Origin of the sequence: Sulfurospirillum sp. SCADC (genome assembly GCF_000743525.1) — a bacterium.
Taxonomy (GTDB): Bacteria; Campylobacterota; Campylobacteria; order Campylobacterales; family Sulfurospirillaceae; genus Sulfurospirillum.
Genome location: NZ_JQGK01000004.1, coordinates 56,500 through 71,950 on the forward strand (window position 1 = coordinate 56,500; position 15,451 = coordinate 71,950).

Genomic DNA, 15,451 nt, shown 5'->3' on the forward strand with positions numbered 1-15,451 from the left:
AGAGTCTTCGGGCTCTTTACACCCCTGTTTCTACCAAAATCTTCCAAACGCACTCTTTTTACAATTCACTAAAAATGACATTTTTAGCCTTAACTATCAACAATAAATCGCTATAATCTCGCGTTTTGGATGAAATACTTCTCGCAAAGGTTAACACGTGATAGAGATAAAAAATCTCAGTAAATACTTTAACGACCAAAAAGTTTTAGACGACATCAGTTTACATGTAAATGCAGGTGAAATATTTGCCATCGTTGGGCACAGTGGTGCAGGTAAATCAACGCTGCTTCGTTGTATCAACGGGCTGGAACGCTTTAGTGATGGCGATCTTATGGTATTAGACAAAGAGGTTAAAACACTCAACGCGCATGGTCTGAATGAATTAAGAAGCCAAATTGGTATGATCTTTCAAAACTTCTCACTGCTCAATCAAAAAAATGTGTATGAAAATATCGCGCTTCCGATGCGTGTTTGGAGCTATAGCACAGAAGCGATTCAAAAAAGAGTCGATGAGCTTTTAAGTCTTGTGGGACTTGAGGCTAAAAAGTTTGTCTATCCTAAAGAGCTCAGTGGTGGTCAAAAACAACGTGTTGCGATTGCAAGGGCACTCACGCTTAATCCTAAAATACTGCTCAGCGATGAAGCGACATCCGCCCTTGATCCCAATACCACCCAATCAATTTTAGAACTTTTACAAGAGATTAACATCAAACTGGGTGTTACGATCATCATCGTGACCCATGAAATGGACGTTGTCAAAAAAGTGGCATCGCGTGCTTTGCTCTTAGAGGATGGTAAGGTCATTGGTCTTGGACGGATTGAAGATCTTTTTTTAAGACCCGATGAAACGATGATGCGGTTTTTGGGTGAAGATGAAGAGCTCCCAACGGAGGGTGTGAATATCAGGCTGTTCTTTCCTCATACGATCTCTTATCAACCCATTGTGACACAGATGGCGCGAGAGCTTGATGTGAATTTCACAATTGTCTGGGGAAAGCTTGAAAAGCTTAACGACCATGTGGTTGGCTCGCTTGTGATCAATATGGATGAAAAGACCTCCGGTAGAATAACAGACTATTTGCACGAAAAAACGGAAGTCATTTGGGAGGTACTCTAAGATGGAACAGACTATTACATCATTTTTTGAAAAATCTTTCGTCATGAAAAGCGTGCTCATTGATGCAGTCATTGAGACACTCACGATGAGCCTTGTTTCAACGTTTTTGGCAACATTCATTGGGTTTATGCTGGCGATTGTGCTCATAATCACCGATAAAAATGGCATCTCGCCCAATCGATACACCTATAAATTCTTAGATGTCACGATCAATATGTTGCGCTCATTTCCGTTTATTATCCTCATCATCGTCTTGTTTCCTGTGACAAAATTTTTGGTTGGAAAGCATACGGGAACGTTCGCGATGATTGTACCGCTTACGATTGGAACAGCTCCTTTTATCGCTCGCATGATCGAAGGTGCTTTTAAAGAGGTAGATAAAAGTGTTGTTGAAGCGGCACAATCGTTTGGAACGAATAAATTTCAAATCATTTTCCGCGTGCTTTTGCCTGAAGCATTTCCAAGCATTATCTCTGCGATTACGCTCTCGTTGATCATTATTGTCGGTTTTTCAGCGATGGCAGGCACCGTTGGTGGTGGCGGTCTTGGCGCAGTAGCAATGAATTATGGTTATTACCGGTTTGATGCGCTTTATATCTTTTGGACGGTTTTTATCTTGATTGTGCTTGTGCAGATTTTTCAAAGCTTGGGGGATATTCTCTATAAAATTGTGAAGCATTAACGCTAAGTTTTCCGTGTCATTCAGTCCCTTTTAATGCGAATGACGTTAGGATTTCACAAATGTATAGTAAACAAAGTGTTTTACTATACATTTAGTTATTTTAAGGAGTACACATGTATAAACGTTTAGGGGCTATTTTTGTGGGAGCCGTGCTTGCCTTTAGTGGGTGCAGTGGCGATAAAAAAGGTGAAGATAAAGTAACTTCAAAAGAAGATAAAAGTGCGAAAACAATTATTGTTGGGGCAACACCCGTACCACATTCTGAGATATTGGAAATTGCAAAACCTCTTTTAGCCAAAGAAGGGTATACACTTGAGATCAAAGTCTTTAATGATTATGTGATTCCCAATAAAGTGACCGACAGCGGTGAAATTGATGCGAACTTTTTTCAACATACACCGTATTTGAACGAGTTTAATAAAAGCCAAGGCACAAAATTGGTGAGTGTGGGCAATATTCACATCGAGCCAATTGGTGTTTACTCTAAAAAGATTAAAGCGCTTTCTGAGCTTAAAGAGGGTGATAGTGTCGCAATTCCTAATGATCCAAGTAATGCTGGACGTGCTTTGGATGTTTTAGTAAATGCAGGCCTCATCAAACTCAAAGATGCTGAACATAAAACTAAACTGGACATCGTGGAAAATCCAAAAAACCTTACCTTCACAGAGCTTGAAGCAGCGCAACTGCCTCGTGTGATTGAAGATTTTACGATTGCGGTCATTAACACCAATTACGCGCTTCCTGTAGGACTCAATCCAAGTACCGATGCGCTAGCCCTAGAGTCTGCGAATTCTCCGTATGCCAATATTTTGGTCGTTAAAGCGGGCAATGAGAATAGCGACAAAACCAAAGCATTGCTCAAAGCGGTTCAATCCGATGAAGTGAAAAAGTTTATCGTTGAAAAATACAAAGGCGCCATTGTTCCTGCGTTTTAACGCATCATTGACGCATTCTTTCAATCAAAGTGTCTCTTCGGATACACTTTGATTCTTTCTCCTTTAACTTTCCTAAGTCTATTTTTGTTATAATCCCGCCACACAAAATCTCGCCAATGTCCCCATAGCTCAGCAGGATAGAGCATCAAATTCCTAATTTGAAGGCCGTGCGTTCGAATCGCGCTGGGGACACCACCACTTTTTAATTCCTTCTTCAAACTAAATGTTTGATCTTTTCATTCTCATCCCATAACAATTAATGAAACGTTTCAAAAACTACATTATAATTTTCTATATGATTGAATTAAACACCACCTAAAACGATTCGTTCTAAAAGAAGATCAATCTGTTATACTTTATACAGGAGAAAACGATGGATGAACTTGATGTACAAATTCTAAAATTACTGGAACACACGGGTAGACTTTCCCATGAAGAGATTGGAAAATTGGTTCATATCTCAAGACCTGCTGTGCATCAGCGTGTGGCTAAGCTTGAGAAAAATGGGGTGATTAAAGGGTATCGCGCTATTCTTGATTGGAAAATGCTGGAGCAAAAAATTCAAGCGTATATCTTTATCAAAGTGAAATGCCAATCGTTTCAAGAGATTACTTCAAAAATTCTCAATATCCCCTTAGAGAACGGTGCCATTTTAGAGTGTCAGCGCTTAGCAGGCGAGTGGTGCATGGTGTTAAAAGTACGTGTGAGTTCTCCGGATGATATTACGCATTTTTTGGATGAGCTTGTAACGTTTTCTGAAGTGTATGAGACATCGACCACGTTTGTTCTCTCAACCTTGCATGAAAACGGCTTTAGTGAACTGTAAAATAGAAGAAGGAAAATAAGCATGCGCACTTTTATATGGTTTTGTAGTGGTGAAAGAGAAAAAGCATCCTAGGCTTATTGAATGGAGAGATACCACAATCATTGGCATTTTATTGCTTTCGGCAGGAAATGGATTTTTAGTGATTGCTGAGAAAACGATTCCTTCTTCCATTGCGGCTATTGTGATTGCAACGGTTCCTTTGTGGATGATAGTGATCGCTTGGTTACTCAAAATTCAAACCAAACCCAACAAAAGCACGCTTATAGGAACGCTGATTGGCTTTATCGGTGTAGTGATTTTGATGTTTCCCTTTCATCAAGAACATCTTCGCTTTGATACATTTGGGCTTTTGATTACACTCTTAGGTGCCATTTTATGGTCATTAGGCTCCATCTATTCTCAAAAAGCAACCTTGCCCTCTTCGGTGATGCTCTCAACCGCGATGCAGATGCTCTCAGGTGGCTTGGTTTTAATGATCACTGCAACGCTCTTTGGCGAATGGCAACAGTTTCAGATAGAAACGCTCTCTTTGCGCTCGGTGTTGGCTTTGGCGTATTTAGTGTTGATTGGCTCTTTGGTGGGCTTTAGCGCGTATGTCTGGCTTTTAAAAAATGCCTCACCTTATCTTGCCTCAACCTATGCCTTTGTCAATCCGATGGTCGCACTTTTTTTAGGGTACTTTTTTGCCGATGAAGTGCTAAGTGTGAAAGCGTTGATCGCAACGGTGTTGATTATCAGCGCGGTGGTGATGATCACTCTTTCAAAAGCCAAAAAAAGATTACACCAGTAGCGCATCAATGTGTGCGATCTCAAGAGGAGTGAGCGTAAACTCACCGATGCTTAAATCCTCTTTCATGTGTTGGGCGGAGGTGGTGCCATTGAGGGGGATGATACCTTGGTGCATCACGTAACGGTAAAAAATTTGCGCAGCACTTTTGTTGTAATTTTGAGCCATTTTTTGAAGAAGGGGTGAGTGCAAAATATGCGGATTGGCACTGAGTGTCCAAAAGCTCTGATAGATCATCCCTTTCTCCTTTAGCCAAGCGCGAAGCGTTGTATCGTAATGAACGTCTGCGTAAAAACGGTTTTGAACGATGGAGGGTTTAATGCGCGCATCTTCAAAGAGTTTGTGCAACAACGAAGGATCATAGCAGTTGCTAATGCCGATACGACGGACATCCCCTTTGTCAAATAGCGATTCAAAGACTCTCCAAGCTTTGAGTAAATTCACATAAGGAAAAAGGGGCGAATGCAATAAAAAAGAGTCCAGATAGTCTGTTTGCAAATTGTGCTTGGAGACATGACACGACGTGATAATCTGCTCTTCTAGCGTGGCGTTAGCATCATAAGGAAGACGCTGTGGGTCTTGACCTGAAAGTGGCGTAAACTTGGTTTGAATAAAAAGCTCTTCTCTTTTTCCACCTTTTTGGTAAAAACGAGCACACCCTTCGCCGACGAGTGCTTCTTCATAATGCTTAGGTTGGCACGCCGTATCGATGCCTCTAAAGCCACTTTCAAGCGCTAAAGCGACTAAATCTGCCGTGCGCTCTTTTTTCCATGCGGTGCCATACAGCATAAGTGGAATAGTGTTCATGAAAACTCCTTTGCCTTATTATAAAGGATTTTGTTTCAAGGGTGCTTTTTTTGCAAGATTAAACCTTACATGTAAAGCGTTCCATAGAGATGACGCTGTAGCATAGCACAAAGGAGTCACGATGTTAGATTATCATGCCCAAACGATGCACTCATACCGCTCTGTGCGCACCAAGTCACACAGCATTGACTGGGATCATCCACCCAAACAATTTAAAATTTACCCTGAAACGTTTACGCGCATTCTGCTTGATAAAAAGAGTCCCGATCACCGCTTTTTTTATTTGATTGGCGGTATCACCGCACAAAAAAGCTACCCCGGTGTGACGTATGCTCTGCGCACCAATCCGAGTGCAGGAGCACTGTACCCGACCGAAATTTATCTACAGATACGAGGTGTGGAAGGTTTTGCAAATGGCATTTACCATCTTTCACCCTTTGAGACATCCTTGGTGTTGCTGCACCCTTTAGCGGAGGATGAAGGCGTTGAGAGCTTTTTACATGTAAAGAAAATAAACGGGTTTATTTTTCTCTTCTCCACGCTGTACTATCGCTCTTCATGGAAGTATAAAGACCGTGCATTTCGCTATTGTTTGCATGATACGGGGCATATGATAGGTACCTTAGAGGCTTCATGTGCACTCAGCGATCAATCGTATCGCATCCTTTACGCCATAGAGAAAAAAGCATTAAATGCGCTCTTTGGCTTCACACAAGAGGAGTTTTTTCTCTCCTCAGCCATCGTTGGAGAGGAGGATAAAACGTTTACATGTAAAGCGCCAATGCTAAGCTTGCCGTATGTCAATGGCACAGGATTTTTTGAAGCCAATGCGCGTGTGGAAGCGGTGTATGACGCAACGTGTGCGCTTTTGCCTAAGAAGCAAACGACAACAATGCCTGCGTTTAACGTGGATAAAGAGCGTTTCATGCAAGCGATTTGGAGGCGTCGTTCCATTCGTGACTTTGCCCAAAAGCCCATCTCCCAAGAGGAATTTTTAGCTGTTATGGATTGTGTAACCCAGCCCATTCCAAGTGATTGCGATGTTGAGGTGGGAATCTACGCGATCATCAACCGCGTTGAGGGAATGGAGCAGGGCGTTTGGAAGGAGGGTGTTTATCTGCAAAGCGGTGATTTTGCACGCAAAGCAGGCTACCTTTGCTTGGAGCAAGCTTTGGGCGAAGAGAGCGGTGTTACCTTCTTTTTGGTCGGCAACGATGCGCGCAATTACCAAGCGATGGTGCAAAAAGCAGGCATTATCGGGCATCGTATGTATGTGATGAGTGAATACATGGGCTTTGGGTGCAGTGGCATTGGGGCGTATTATGATGAAGAGGTGATGGCGTTTTTAGACACGCAGGGCATGATTCTCTACGCCCTTGCGATCGGTCGATGAGGCAGTTGACAGTAGGTGTAAAGGAGTAAAAACAGAGCCGAACTGTACACAATGCCTCCAAGCCCTATCCACATCCAGATAAATGAGAGCTCCCAATAGTTCACACACAGTGCGAACACGATGCTGGGTGTCAAGATTTGGCGGAAAAATCCGATGTAAAAAATCATCGCAGGTTTTTTGATGCCTTGTAAGGTGGCGACACACGAAAAATGGGTCACGTAACCGAAAAAGAGAAAGAGCATCACATAGATGTAAGTTGTGCCATAGGTGATCACTTCCACGCTTGGGTCAAACTGCGAGACCAGCCACGCTCCGCTAAACCACAAAATGCCCATACCGATAAAACTGAGTGTGTAGCCATACGCAAGGGCGTACAACAGTGTTTGACGCACACGTTCAAATTTGCCAGCACCCATGTTGTTGGAAACAAGACTGAGCACCGCACTGCTAATACCAAGAGAGGGCAATAACATCAACTGCTCCACACGAAACCCGATGCCGTATCCCGCAACCGCTTGGTAGCCATACAGGGTCACAAAATGAAGGGCGATCAGTGAGCCAAAGGACATCATCAGCATATTGAGCCCTGGTGGTATTGCTTGGGTGAAAAAGGTTTTATAGATGCGACGGTCTGGGTAAAAATGCGCTTTACATGTAAAGTTGATCAGCCCCGTTTTAAGGCTTTTGTATAGCAGATACCCTGCGTTAATCACTTGGACTAAAACCGTGGCAAACGCAATGCCTCCGATGCCCATCGCAGGGACAAATCCCCAACCGTAAATGAAAAGAGGGTTGAATGCAATATTGGCAAAAAAGCCAAAAATGAGGGTGTTGCGATAACTCTTGGTATCGCCTGTTGCAAACAAAACGCTGTTGAGTGCAAAATTGGCAAAGAAAAAAGAGGTGCCCAGTAAAATGACTTTGATGTAATCAAGTGCTAATGCGTGGTAATGCTCCTCAGTACCGATCCATGTGAGCAGCTCCGAGGCAAAACAAAACCCTAAAAGCCCCAAAAAAATGCCTACAGTTACCACCAGCGCAACTCCTTTTTTAGCGATAATGCTTGCAAGAAAGAGGTGCTGTTTCCCGTACGCATGCCCAATGAGTGCGGTTAAAGCGCTCGTTCCCCCGTACGCCATCCCAATGATGAAAAAAAAGAGAAACGAAGAGGCGGAAAGTGCTGCGAGTGCTTCGGTGGAGATAAGCCCTGCATAGTAGGTATCAACGATGTTGTACAGCGTGTTAAAGAGCATTCCAAGACTCGAAGGAATGGCAAGCTGGCGCAAAAGCAACGGGATAGGTTTATGGGTAAGAGAGGTCGAATCCATGCAGGCTCTTTTTGATTTTATCATAACGCCTTACGGCTTTGAAAGAGCTCATTTTTTATGGATATAAAAATGATTTTAGACTCATTAATTCCTCATTTTATTTCGTTAAGCTTCATTTATAAAAATAAAAATTACACAATAAATGTAACTTTTATTTAAGGTTTACACGTTTCCAGTATGAAAAATCGATAGACTTTTTTCAATGTGTTATAAAAAAAGTCTATTAAATCTAAGGAGAACACAATGACAAAGAAGATGGACAGAAGATCGTTTTTAAAAGTAGGCGGTGCTGCGGCAGGTGTTGCTGTTGCGACAGTAAGTGCTGAGGCGATTCCTTTGGTGGGAGATTCTATTTTGCACGATGGTGTGGATGGTGTAAGTGCCTCACACTTTGGTGCGGTTAAGACCAAAGTGCGCAACAGTCGCTTTGAAAGTGTGGAAGCATTTGAGGGTGACAGCTATCCTAGTACCTTGATCCAAGGGCTTCCGGCACGTACCTATGCGCAAGATCGTATCTTGTATCCGTGCGTTCGTGAGGGGTATTTGAAAAATGGTTATAAAAGCGATAAAACAAAACGTGGAAATGAAAAATTTGTACGTGTTTCGTGGGAAACAGCCTACGATTTGATTGCGAATGAGCTCAAACGTGTGTATAAAGATTTTGGCGCGGACGCGATCTTTGGAGGAAGTTACGGATGGTTTTGTGTCGGAAGTCTCAATAATCCACAAGCATTAGTAGGCAGAATGCTCGGAATTGCAGGAGGTTATACCTCACGTACGTGCACCTATTCTACCCATGCTATTCGTCAAATTACTCCATACGTCACAGGTACAGACGAATCAACAGCACCTGTTACTGTTTATCCTGTTATTATTGAAAATTCAGAATGTATCGTATTTTGGGGAAGCGACCCAGTTAATACCAACCAAATTGCATGGGGCGTGCCAGATCATCAATCGTATGCTTATCTAAAAGAGCTCAAAGAAACGGCTAAAAAACGCAATATTAAGTTTTACATTATTGATCCAGTGTATAACAATACGGGTGTCTACTTTGGGGCTGAACATATTCAAATTCGCCCAACCACGGATGTTGCTTTGATGCTAGGTATGGCACATTATCTCTACAGCGAGAACCTTTACAGCAAAGAGTTTGTTGGCAAATACACCACTGGTTTTGAAGAGTTTAAAAAATACTTGATAGGCGAGAGCGAAGACATGCTTCCGAAAACACCTGAGTGGGCATCTACCATTTGTGGCGTGCCTGTGGATGTTATCAAAGCACTTGCTAAAGAGTTTGTTTCTAAACGTACGATGCTAATGGGTGGATGGGGAACACAGCGCGCACACCATGGCGAACAACCCAACTGGATGATGATTACACTTGCAAGTATGATCGGTCAAGTAGGGCTTCCTGGTGGAGGTTATGGTATGAGTTACCATTACTCGGATGGTGGTGTTCCAATGCCTGCAGCAGCTTCGGGTAATGCACTCAGCGAAAAACCTCTTAATGGTTCCGTTGGAGCGGTTGCCGATGCTGAGAATGTAGCTGCATCTCCTGGACTTTCAGGTATTAGTATCAACTCCAAAATGGAGGGTCCATGGAAACAACGCAAAATCAATGTGATCCCAGTATCACGTATTGTTGAATGTTTGGAAAACCCTGGAAAAGAGTACAACTTTGATGGTAAAGCGTATAAATATCCTGAGATTAAAATGACCTACTGGGCAGGTGGTAATCCTTTCCATCATCACCAAGATCGTAACCGCATGGTGAAAGCGTGGCAAAAACTCGACACCTTTGTCGTCAATGAGTGCTTTTGGACAGCGTCCGCACGAATGGCAGACATCGTTCTTCCTGCAACGACGGAACAAGAGCGCAATGACATCACCAAATCACACTCTAATAGCTACATTTTTGCAATGAAGCAAGCGATCAAACCTGTGGGCGAAGCAATGGATGATTTTGATATTTTTGTCAACATCTTAAGACGTTTTGGTGCCAATGAAGTTCTTGCCTTTACAGAGGGCAAAACGAAGATGCAATGGGTTGAGTCTTTCTACGAAGAGTCTTACGCAAAAGCCATAAAATCAGGCGTCAAAATGTTGCCTTTCAAAGAGTTTTGGGAAAAAGGATTTGTCAAATTTGAGACACCTGAGAGTGCCAAAAAATTTGTTAAACATGCTAAATTTAGACAAAATCCTGTGATTAACCGCCTTGGAACACCTTCGGGTAAAATCGAGATTTTCTCGAAAAAAATTGCAGGCTATAACTACAAAGAGTGCAAAGGTCACCCAATGTGGTTTGAGCCAATGGAGTGGTTAGGAAGTAAAGTAGCCAAAGAGTTCCCCCTAAACTTAGTCTCGCCACACCCAAAATACCGCCTTCACTCACAGCTTAATAATACATGGTTGCGTGATCTTGAAGAGGTTGAAGGAAGAGAACCTATCTGGATGCACCCCAAAGATGCCGAAAAACGAGGCATCAAAAATGGCGATGTTGTCCGTATCTTTAATAAACGTGGACAAGTATTGGGAGGCGCCGTTGTGACCGAAGCAGTTATGCAAGGTGTTGTGAGAATGCAAGAAGGTGCGTGGTACGATCCAAGCGAACCTGGCAAAGCAGGCACATTGTGTCGACATGGCGATGTGAATGTTCTGACACCAGATGTAGGAACATCCGAACTTGCCCAAGGTAACCAAGCAACGGCTTTGGTCGAAATTGAGAAATTTAAAGGGGAAGTGCCCGAAATTGGCATCTTCAAAGCACCAAAAATTAAAGGGATTTAATGCGACTATTTTCTATCATAGCGCCACTGTGCGCCGCAACGATGATGTTTGCAGCAGGTGGTTCATTTTTGAGTAAAAATGCACCTCTGTATGCAGAGGTAAGCGAAAGCTCAGCTCTTGGAGAGCTGATCATCGCATCAGAAGTCAAAGAGCTCTCCCAAAAGGGCTCTTTTAGTGAGGTTGAGTTTGTCGGTTTTGTTCCAGAGGGCAGCAACGTTGTGTACGAAAAAGCAGGCATGCTCATCATTGGCTTTGAAGCAAGCAACCCTTCTGTACTTAACGTATTGGGTAAAAAAACCGATGAATACGGCAGTGTATGGATCAATGTGTCGGTAAAAGGTTTTGTCAAAACCGACGCGCTAAGCAGTGATAAAAGTAAGGTTTTGGGTATAGGAAAAGCACTGTTTCAAGCCAAATGCAGTACGTGTCATGCCTTGCACGCAGAAGATGAATTTGATGTAAATGTTTGGCCTAGCATCCTCGAAGCGATGGGTCAACAAGCAGGTCTTTCAAAAGCTGAGAGATTTAGTATTGAGAAATACCTTCAAAATTATACAAAGTAGTTTGGCTCACTCTTTGCTAGCATGCTCTAGCGAAGAGTACTTTATGAAAAAAGCACTCATAATGCACCAAGAAAAAATTGGCTAAAATCTTTACATGTAAAGTCATTTTAAAGGATATTGAATGGAACTTTGGTTGGAAAAACTGAAATCTCTGCGACTCCTTTATGCCGAAGATGAAGAGGGCATTCGCAAACCTATGGCAAATACACTCTCGTATTATCTCAAAGAGGTGCTTGAAGCACGTGATGGTGAAGAGGCACTCGATATTTACTATGAACAACGTCCCGACATCATTCTAACCGATCTTAGAATGCCTCGAAAAGATGGGCTCTACATGGTCAAAGAGATTCGAAAAATCGATAAAAAAACCCCAATTTTAATGATTACCGCGCATACGGATAAAGAGTATTTACTCAGTGCCATTGAGCTTAAGATTGAAAAATACCTGATCAAACCCGTTGCGCTGGATGAACTCTTAGGCGCTCTTAAGTTGTGCGTAACCGAAATTGAATCAGGTCGTTCCCTTTTTCTTGAATGTAAAAATTGTAAATTTGACTTTAATGCGAAACGCATCATCCACAGCGATGGTAGCGAAGTTGAACTTACGCATAAAGAGTCTGATTTTTTAGAACTCTTACTTCGCAAAAAAGGGATGATTGTGAGCTACGAAGAGATTGAGATGAATGTTTGGAAAGAAGAGTACATGAGTATTGCAGCTCTTCGTACATTGGTAAAATCCTTGCGTAAAAAGCTTCCAAACAGTTCCATTAAAAACCATTCTCAAACGGGATATAGTTTTGAAATTTAGCGTGTTATGGCTGTGCTTAGCGTTGGTAGCGTACACGACGAGTACACCAGAGTATCGTCTTGATGAGAGCGCGGCAAAAGCTTTACATGTAAAAGATTCAAGATCCCATATTAAGATATTTTTACCTGCAATGCCCTACGTCAGTGTTGCACGATTGATCAACGAAGGCTTAGTCCGACTTGCTGATAATGAACAAGGTTGGGAGTACTCTTTGGCAACACAGTGTTTGAAAAAAACACCACTTCTTTATGAATGTAATTTACGCCAAGGCGTGAAATTTCAAGATGGAACGGCTTTTAATGCAGATGCCGTCATCAATAATTTTCGCTATTTTATGGCACAACCTATCAATTATACGGATATCAACCATCGCCTCAAAGGCGTTGAAAAACTCTCTGATTATAAGATAAAAATAGAGTTGTATAAGCCTTATGGGATGCTGTTTCGAGACCTCGCTCGTATTAATTTTTATACGGAAGCGTATCTGAAAAAATTTGCATGGAGAGGTGCCGCAACAGGTCCAAATATTGAAGAGGCAGGGCCTTATGGCTTAGGACCTTATGTCTTGGTTGAAGGCGTAATAACAGGACGAAAACAAACACCCAAAGTTATTTTAAAAGCAAATCCGTACTATTGGGAAAAAGGGTTTCCTAAAATTGAAACGATTACGTTGTATACACAGCTTGAAACCGATAAAGCACTTAAAATGATGACAGAGCATGAAGGAGAGCTTGATTTTATGCCCATTCCCTTTAATAAAAAAATAGAGACTATGCTTTCGGCGTATTCTAAATTGGTTATTTTGCCTTCAACCAATAATTTTGCACTCTACTTTAATTTAATTAAAAAAGATTCACCTGTCTACGATAAAAAAGTACGTCAAGCCCTTAATTGCGCTTTAAATCAATACAACCTTTTAACCTTTACTTATAAGCAAGAAGGTTCATTAAATCGCGAAGCATTGCATGTCAATGAGTGTCCTTTAAGTCATGAAGAGATATCAGAAGCCCTTAATAACAAACACTTCAAGATCGTTACACAAGACTCACTTCTGTTTTTATGGAAGGGCATTGAATACCAACTCTCTCAGTACAATGTTACATTGCACTATATGATTACATCCGATGAAAAGATGGTTTATGACTTTTTGCTCTCTAACAATGAGACTGTTCAAGATTGGGATATTTTGAGTCAAAATACCATAGATTGGTATGGTCGTCATCCTTGGTTAATATTTTTTAATTACCAAGAAGGAAATCCATGGAGTTTTGTGCGAGGAGATAAGATCATGCAATCGTATATATCCGATTTTTTTGGTCTTGAGCAAAATACTCCTGAATTTAATGTATTATGTGAAAAGATACGCCAACGTGCTAAAGAAGAGGCCTACATGTTGTTTGTCCCTACGCCTAACAATGTATTTGCCATGAATAAAGAGTTGGTTTTTGAACCGCTAGGCATTGGCATGCAACCTTTTTGGAAAGCCAATATTACCGATCAACACTGGTCCATTCGTGGCGATAAGCCTTATCCCAAAGAGCTTCAAGTCCCTATCTTTCCAAAGCGACTACCATGAAAAAGATCCAGATAAAATATAAACTGTTTTTATTGTTTAGCGTTTCATTCATTGGAATGTTGATCCTTGCCGAGCGTTCGTTTAAACTTTCACAAGAGAACATCAGCAATGCTACGACCATTTTTGAAAACTCACAAAGTACACAGCATTTGCAAGAGAATTACATTGAGCCTATTAATGCTTTGCGTGAAATGAGTCTTTCCTTAGTCATGTCACCGAATGAGGATTATCGTAAAACGATTGAAGTTGATATTATGAAACAGAAAGAGCGCCTTGAAGAGAATTTTCTCAAACTTGATTCAAAAACATATGATTTTTGGAAAGTGTACGCAAGCAGCGTAGAAAAGACCTGTGGTTATCTTGCGGCGCATTTTGAAGAGGGCGCGTTTGTGTATGTCAATTCCACTGAACGCGATCACTATTATGCGCTTTTAAATCGCCTCAAAGCGCTTCAGCATGATGCTGTGAATCAAGCAGAACAAAATTTTGCGGACATTCAAACCGGTGCTCAGGCTTTGAAATATGAATTAGCCATACTAATTCTCGTTCTTTCTAGTTTAGTCTTTACCGTAGGATATTTGCTCTCGAACCACATTGTCTCTTCTATTTTAAAATTGCAAGAGGGGCTTAAAGAGTTTTTTATCTATTTGGAAATAAAAAATATACCGCCTAAATCCATTGCGCTTAGTAGCAGGGACGAACTAGAAGATATGTCAAAACTGCTTAATCGTAGCATTGCTAAAGCGTCAGCCAATATAGAACAAGACATCGTTTTTGTCGAAGATGCGATTAATGTGGTCAATGATCTTAAAATAGGAAAACTCTCCTCACGCCTTCATGCGACTGCACAAGCCCAAGAGTTACAACTACTCAAAGACGTGGTAAATGCGATGATTGATAACTTGGAATCTAAGATTAATGAAGAAATTTTCAAACGGAGCGAGCAAGAAAAACTGCTGATTCAGCAGAGTAAATTGGCGAGTATGGGTGAAATGATCGGCAATATCGCGCATCAATGGAGACAGCCTTTGGGCGAGCTGAGTGCGCTTTTGATGAATATTCAAGTGAAACATGACTTTAATGATCTGGATGATGCGTACATGCTCTCCTCCATTCAGCAGTGTATGAAAATTAATGGCTATATGTCAGGCACGATCAGTGATTTTCAAAACTTCTTTAAGCCTTCCAAAGAGAAAGAGGTTTTTGAGATCAGTGAGGCATGTGAGCGCTCCATTGCGATCTTGCAAGCGTCCCTTAAGTACCATGGCATCGAATTTGCATTTGATATTTCTGCAAAAATGGAAGTGTTGGGTTACCCCAATGAGTTTGCTCAGGCGCTTTTAAACATTCTCTCCAACGCCAAAGATGTCTTAAGTGAGCGCGAAATTAGCAATCCGTTTATTCGTCTGAATCTCAAAAAAGGGTACAAATACATTCTGATCGTGATCGAAGATAACGGTGGTGGCATCGCAGATGAGCACATGGAACGCATTTTTGAGCCTTACTTTACGACCAAATATGCGAAGCAAGGTACGGGCATTGGGCTTTATATGACGAAGATGATTATTGAAAATAACATGGGTGGGATTATTAGCGTTAAAAATACAGATATTGGAGCGCTTTTTACGATTAAACTGCCCAGTGTTTCAGACGTTATTGTGGAGGATGAGGCTTAAAAAAAGCGTTTACATGTAAAAGATCTTGCAGAACTCTAAACACGCTTTTAAAGCCAAGCTCAAAACGAAGTTTCCTTGAAAAAGCTACGCTAACACTGGGTTTTCCTCGGCGGAATGCCCACGCACCTTTGGTGCTTTTACTTCTTGCAAATTGAGTTTTGCA

13 protein-coding genes, 1 tRNA gene and 1 pseudogene are annotated in these 15,451 nt (G+C 41.7%); 13 read left to right on the plus strand and 2 right to left on the minus strand.

From position 1 onward, the window contains the following. Window positions 1-157: 157 nt before the first annotated feature. The 7 genes and pseudogenes from JU57_RS03560 to JU57_RS03585 all read left to right on the plus strand — a co-directional run bounded on the left by JU57_RS03560 (window position 158) and on the right by JU57_RS03585 (window position 4,350). Entirely contained in the window at window positions 158-1,117 is a 960-nt protein-coding gene (locus JU57_RS03560; protein ID WP_037957059.1) for a methionine ABC transporter ATP-binding protein, read from the plus strand. A 1-nt stretch (window position 1,118) separates the two neighbouring features. Continuing rightward, the gene (locus JU57_RS03565; protein WP_294875663.1) at window positions 1,119-1,799 is read left to right on the plus strand and encodes a methionine ABC transporter permease; all 681 of its coding nucleotides are present in this window, start codon (window positions 1,119-1,121) and stop codon (window positions 1,797-1,799) included. A gap of 113 nt (window positions 1,800-1,912) precedes the next feature. Further along, window positions 1,913-2,734 (plus strand): MetQ/NlpA family ABC transporter substrate-binding protein, encoded by an 822-nt coding sequence (locus JU57_RS03570; protein WP_037957061.1) that lies wholly within the window; start codon window positions 1,913-1,915, stop codon window positions 2,732-2,734. Between the two features lie 118 nt (window positions 2,735-2,852). Continuing rightward, window positions 2,853-2,929: transfer RNA gene (locus JU57_RS03575), tRNA-Arg, on the plus strand. A 178-nt stretch (window positions 2,930-3,107) separates the two neighbouring features. After that, window positions 3,108-3,560 (plus strand): Lrp/AsnC family transcriptional regulator, encoded by a 453-nt coding sequence (locus JU57_RS03580; RefSeq protein WP_037957064.1) that lies wholly within the window; start codon window positions 3,108-3,110, stop codon window positions 3,558-3,560. A 34-nt stretch (window positions 3,561-3,594) separates the two neighbouring features. Beyond that, window positions 3,595-3,852: pseudogene (locus JU57_RS13980) on the plus strand (EamA family transporter); the annotation flags it as partial. After that, the gene (locus tag JU57_RS03585; protein WP_349678033.1) at window positions 3,832-4,350 is read left to right on the plus strand and encodes an EamA family transporter; all 519 of its coding nucleotides are present in this window, start codon (window positions 3,832-3,834) and stop codon (window positions 4,348-4,350) included. The pseudogene JU57_RS13980 and the gene JU57_RS03585, both read left to right, overlap by 21 nt. Here the strand turns inward: JU57_RS03585 and JU57_RS03590 are convergent. Then, window positions 4,339-5,154, minus strand: coding sequence for an aldo/keto reductase (locus tag JU57_RS03590; protein ID WP_037957067.1), 816 nt, complete (start codon window positions 5,152-5,154; stop codon window positions 4,339-4,341). The genes JU57_RS03585 and JU57_RS03590 overlap by 12 nt on opposite strands. Window positions 5,155-5,275: 121 nt before the next feature. Here JU57_RS03590 and JU57_RS03595 point away from each other — a divergent pair, with 121 nt between their 5' ends. Beyond that, window positions 5,276-6,547, plus strand: coding sequence for a nitroreductase family protein (locus JU57_RS03595; protein WP_037957070.1), 1,272 nt, complete (start codon window positions 5,276-5,278; stop codon window positions 6,545-6,547). On the opposite strand, the gene JU57_RS03600 is transcribed toward JU57_RS03595, so the two are convergent. Then, window positions 6,523-7,875, minus strand: coding sequence for an MATE family efflux transporter (locus JU57_RS03600; protein WP_037957073.1), 1,353 nt, complete (start codon window positions 7,873-7,875; stop codon window positions 6,523-6,525). The two genes, JU57_RS03595 and JU57_RS03600, sit on opposite strands and share 25 nt — an antisense overlap. A 243-nt stretch (window positions 7,876-8,118) precedes the next feature. Here JU57_RS03600 and torA point away from each other — a divergent pair, with 243 nt between their 5' ends. The 5 genes from torA (at window position 8,119) to JU57_RS03625 (ending at window position 15,288) form a co-directional block, all read left to right on the plus strand. Continuing rightward, a complete protein-coding gene (gene torA / locus JU57_RS03605; protein WP_294875672.1) occupies window positions 8,119-10,665 on the plus strand; it encodes a trimethylamine-N-oxide reductase TorA in 2,547 nt (848 codons plus the stop codon). Continuing rightward, a complete protein-coding gene (locus JU57_RS03610) occupies window positions 10,665-11,228 on the plus strand; it encodes a hypothetical protein (protein ID WP_051906560.1) in 564 nt (187 codons plus the stop codon). Before torA ends, JU57_RS03610 begins: the two co-directional genes overlap by 1 nt. A gap of 121 nt (window positions 11,229-11,349) precedes the next feature. After that, window positions 11,350-12,036, plus strand: coding sequence for a response regulator transcription factor (locus JU57_RS03615; protein ID WP_037957075.1), 687 nt, complete (start codon window positions 11,350-11,352; stop codon window positions 12,034-12,036). Continuing rightward, complete coding sequence (locus JU57_RS03620) at window positions 12,026-13,612, plus strand: ABC transporter substrate-binding protein (RefSeq protein WP_294875676.1); 1,587 nt, start codon at window positions 12,026-12,028, stop codon at window positions 13,610-13,612. Before JU57_RS03615 ends, JU57_RS03620 begins: the two co-directional genes overlap by 11 nt. After that, a complete protein-coding gene (locus JU57_RS03625) occupies window positions 13,609-15,288 on the plus strand; it encodes an ATP-binding protein (protein WP_037957081.1) in 1,680 nt (559 codons plus the stop codon). Before JU57_RS03620 ends, JU57_RS03625 begins: the two co-directional genes overlap by 4 nt. Window positions 15,289-15,451: the final 163 nt, after the last annotated feature.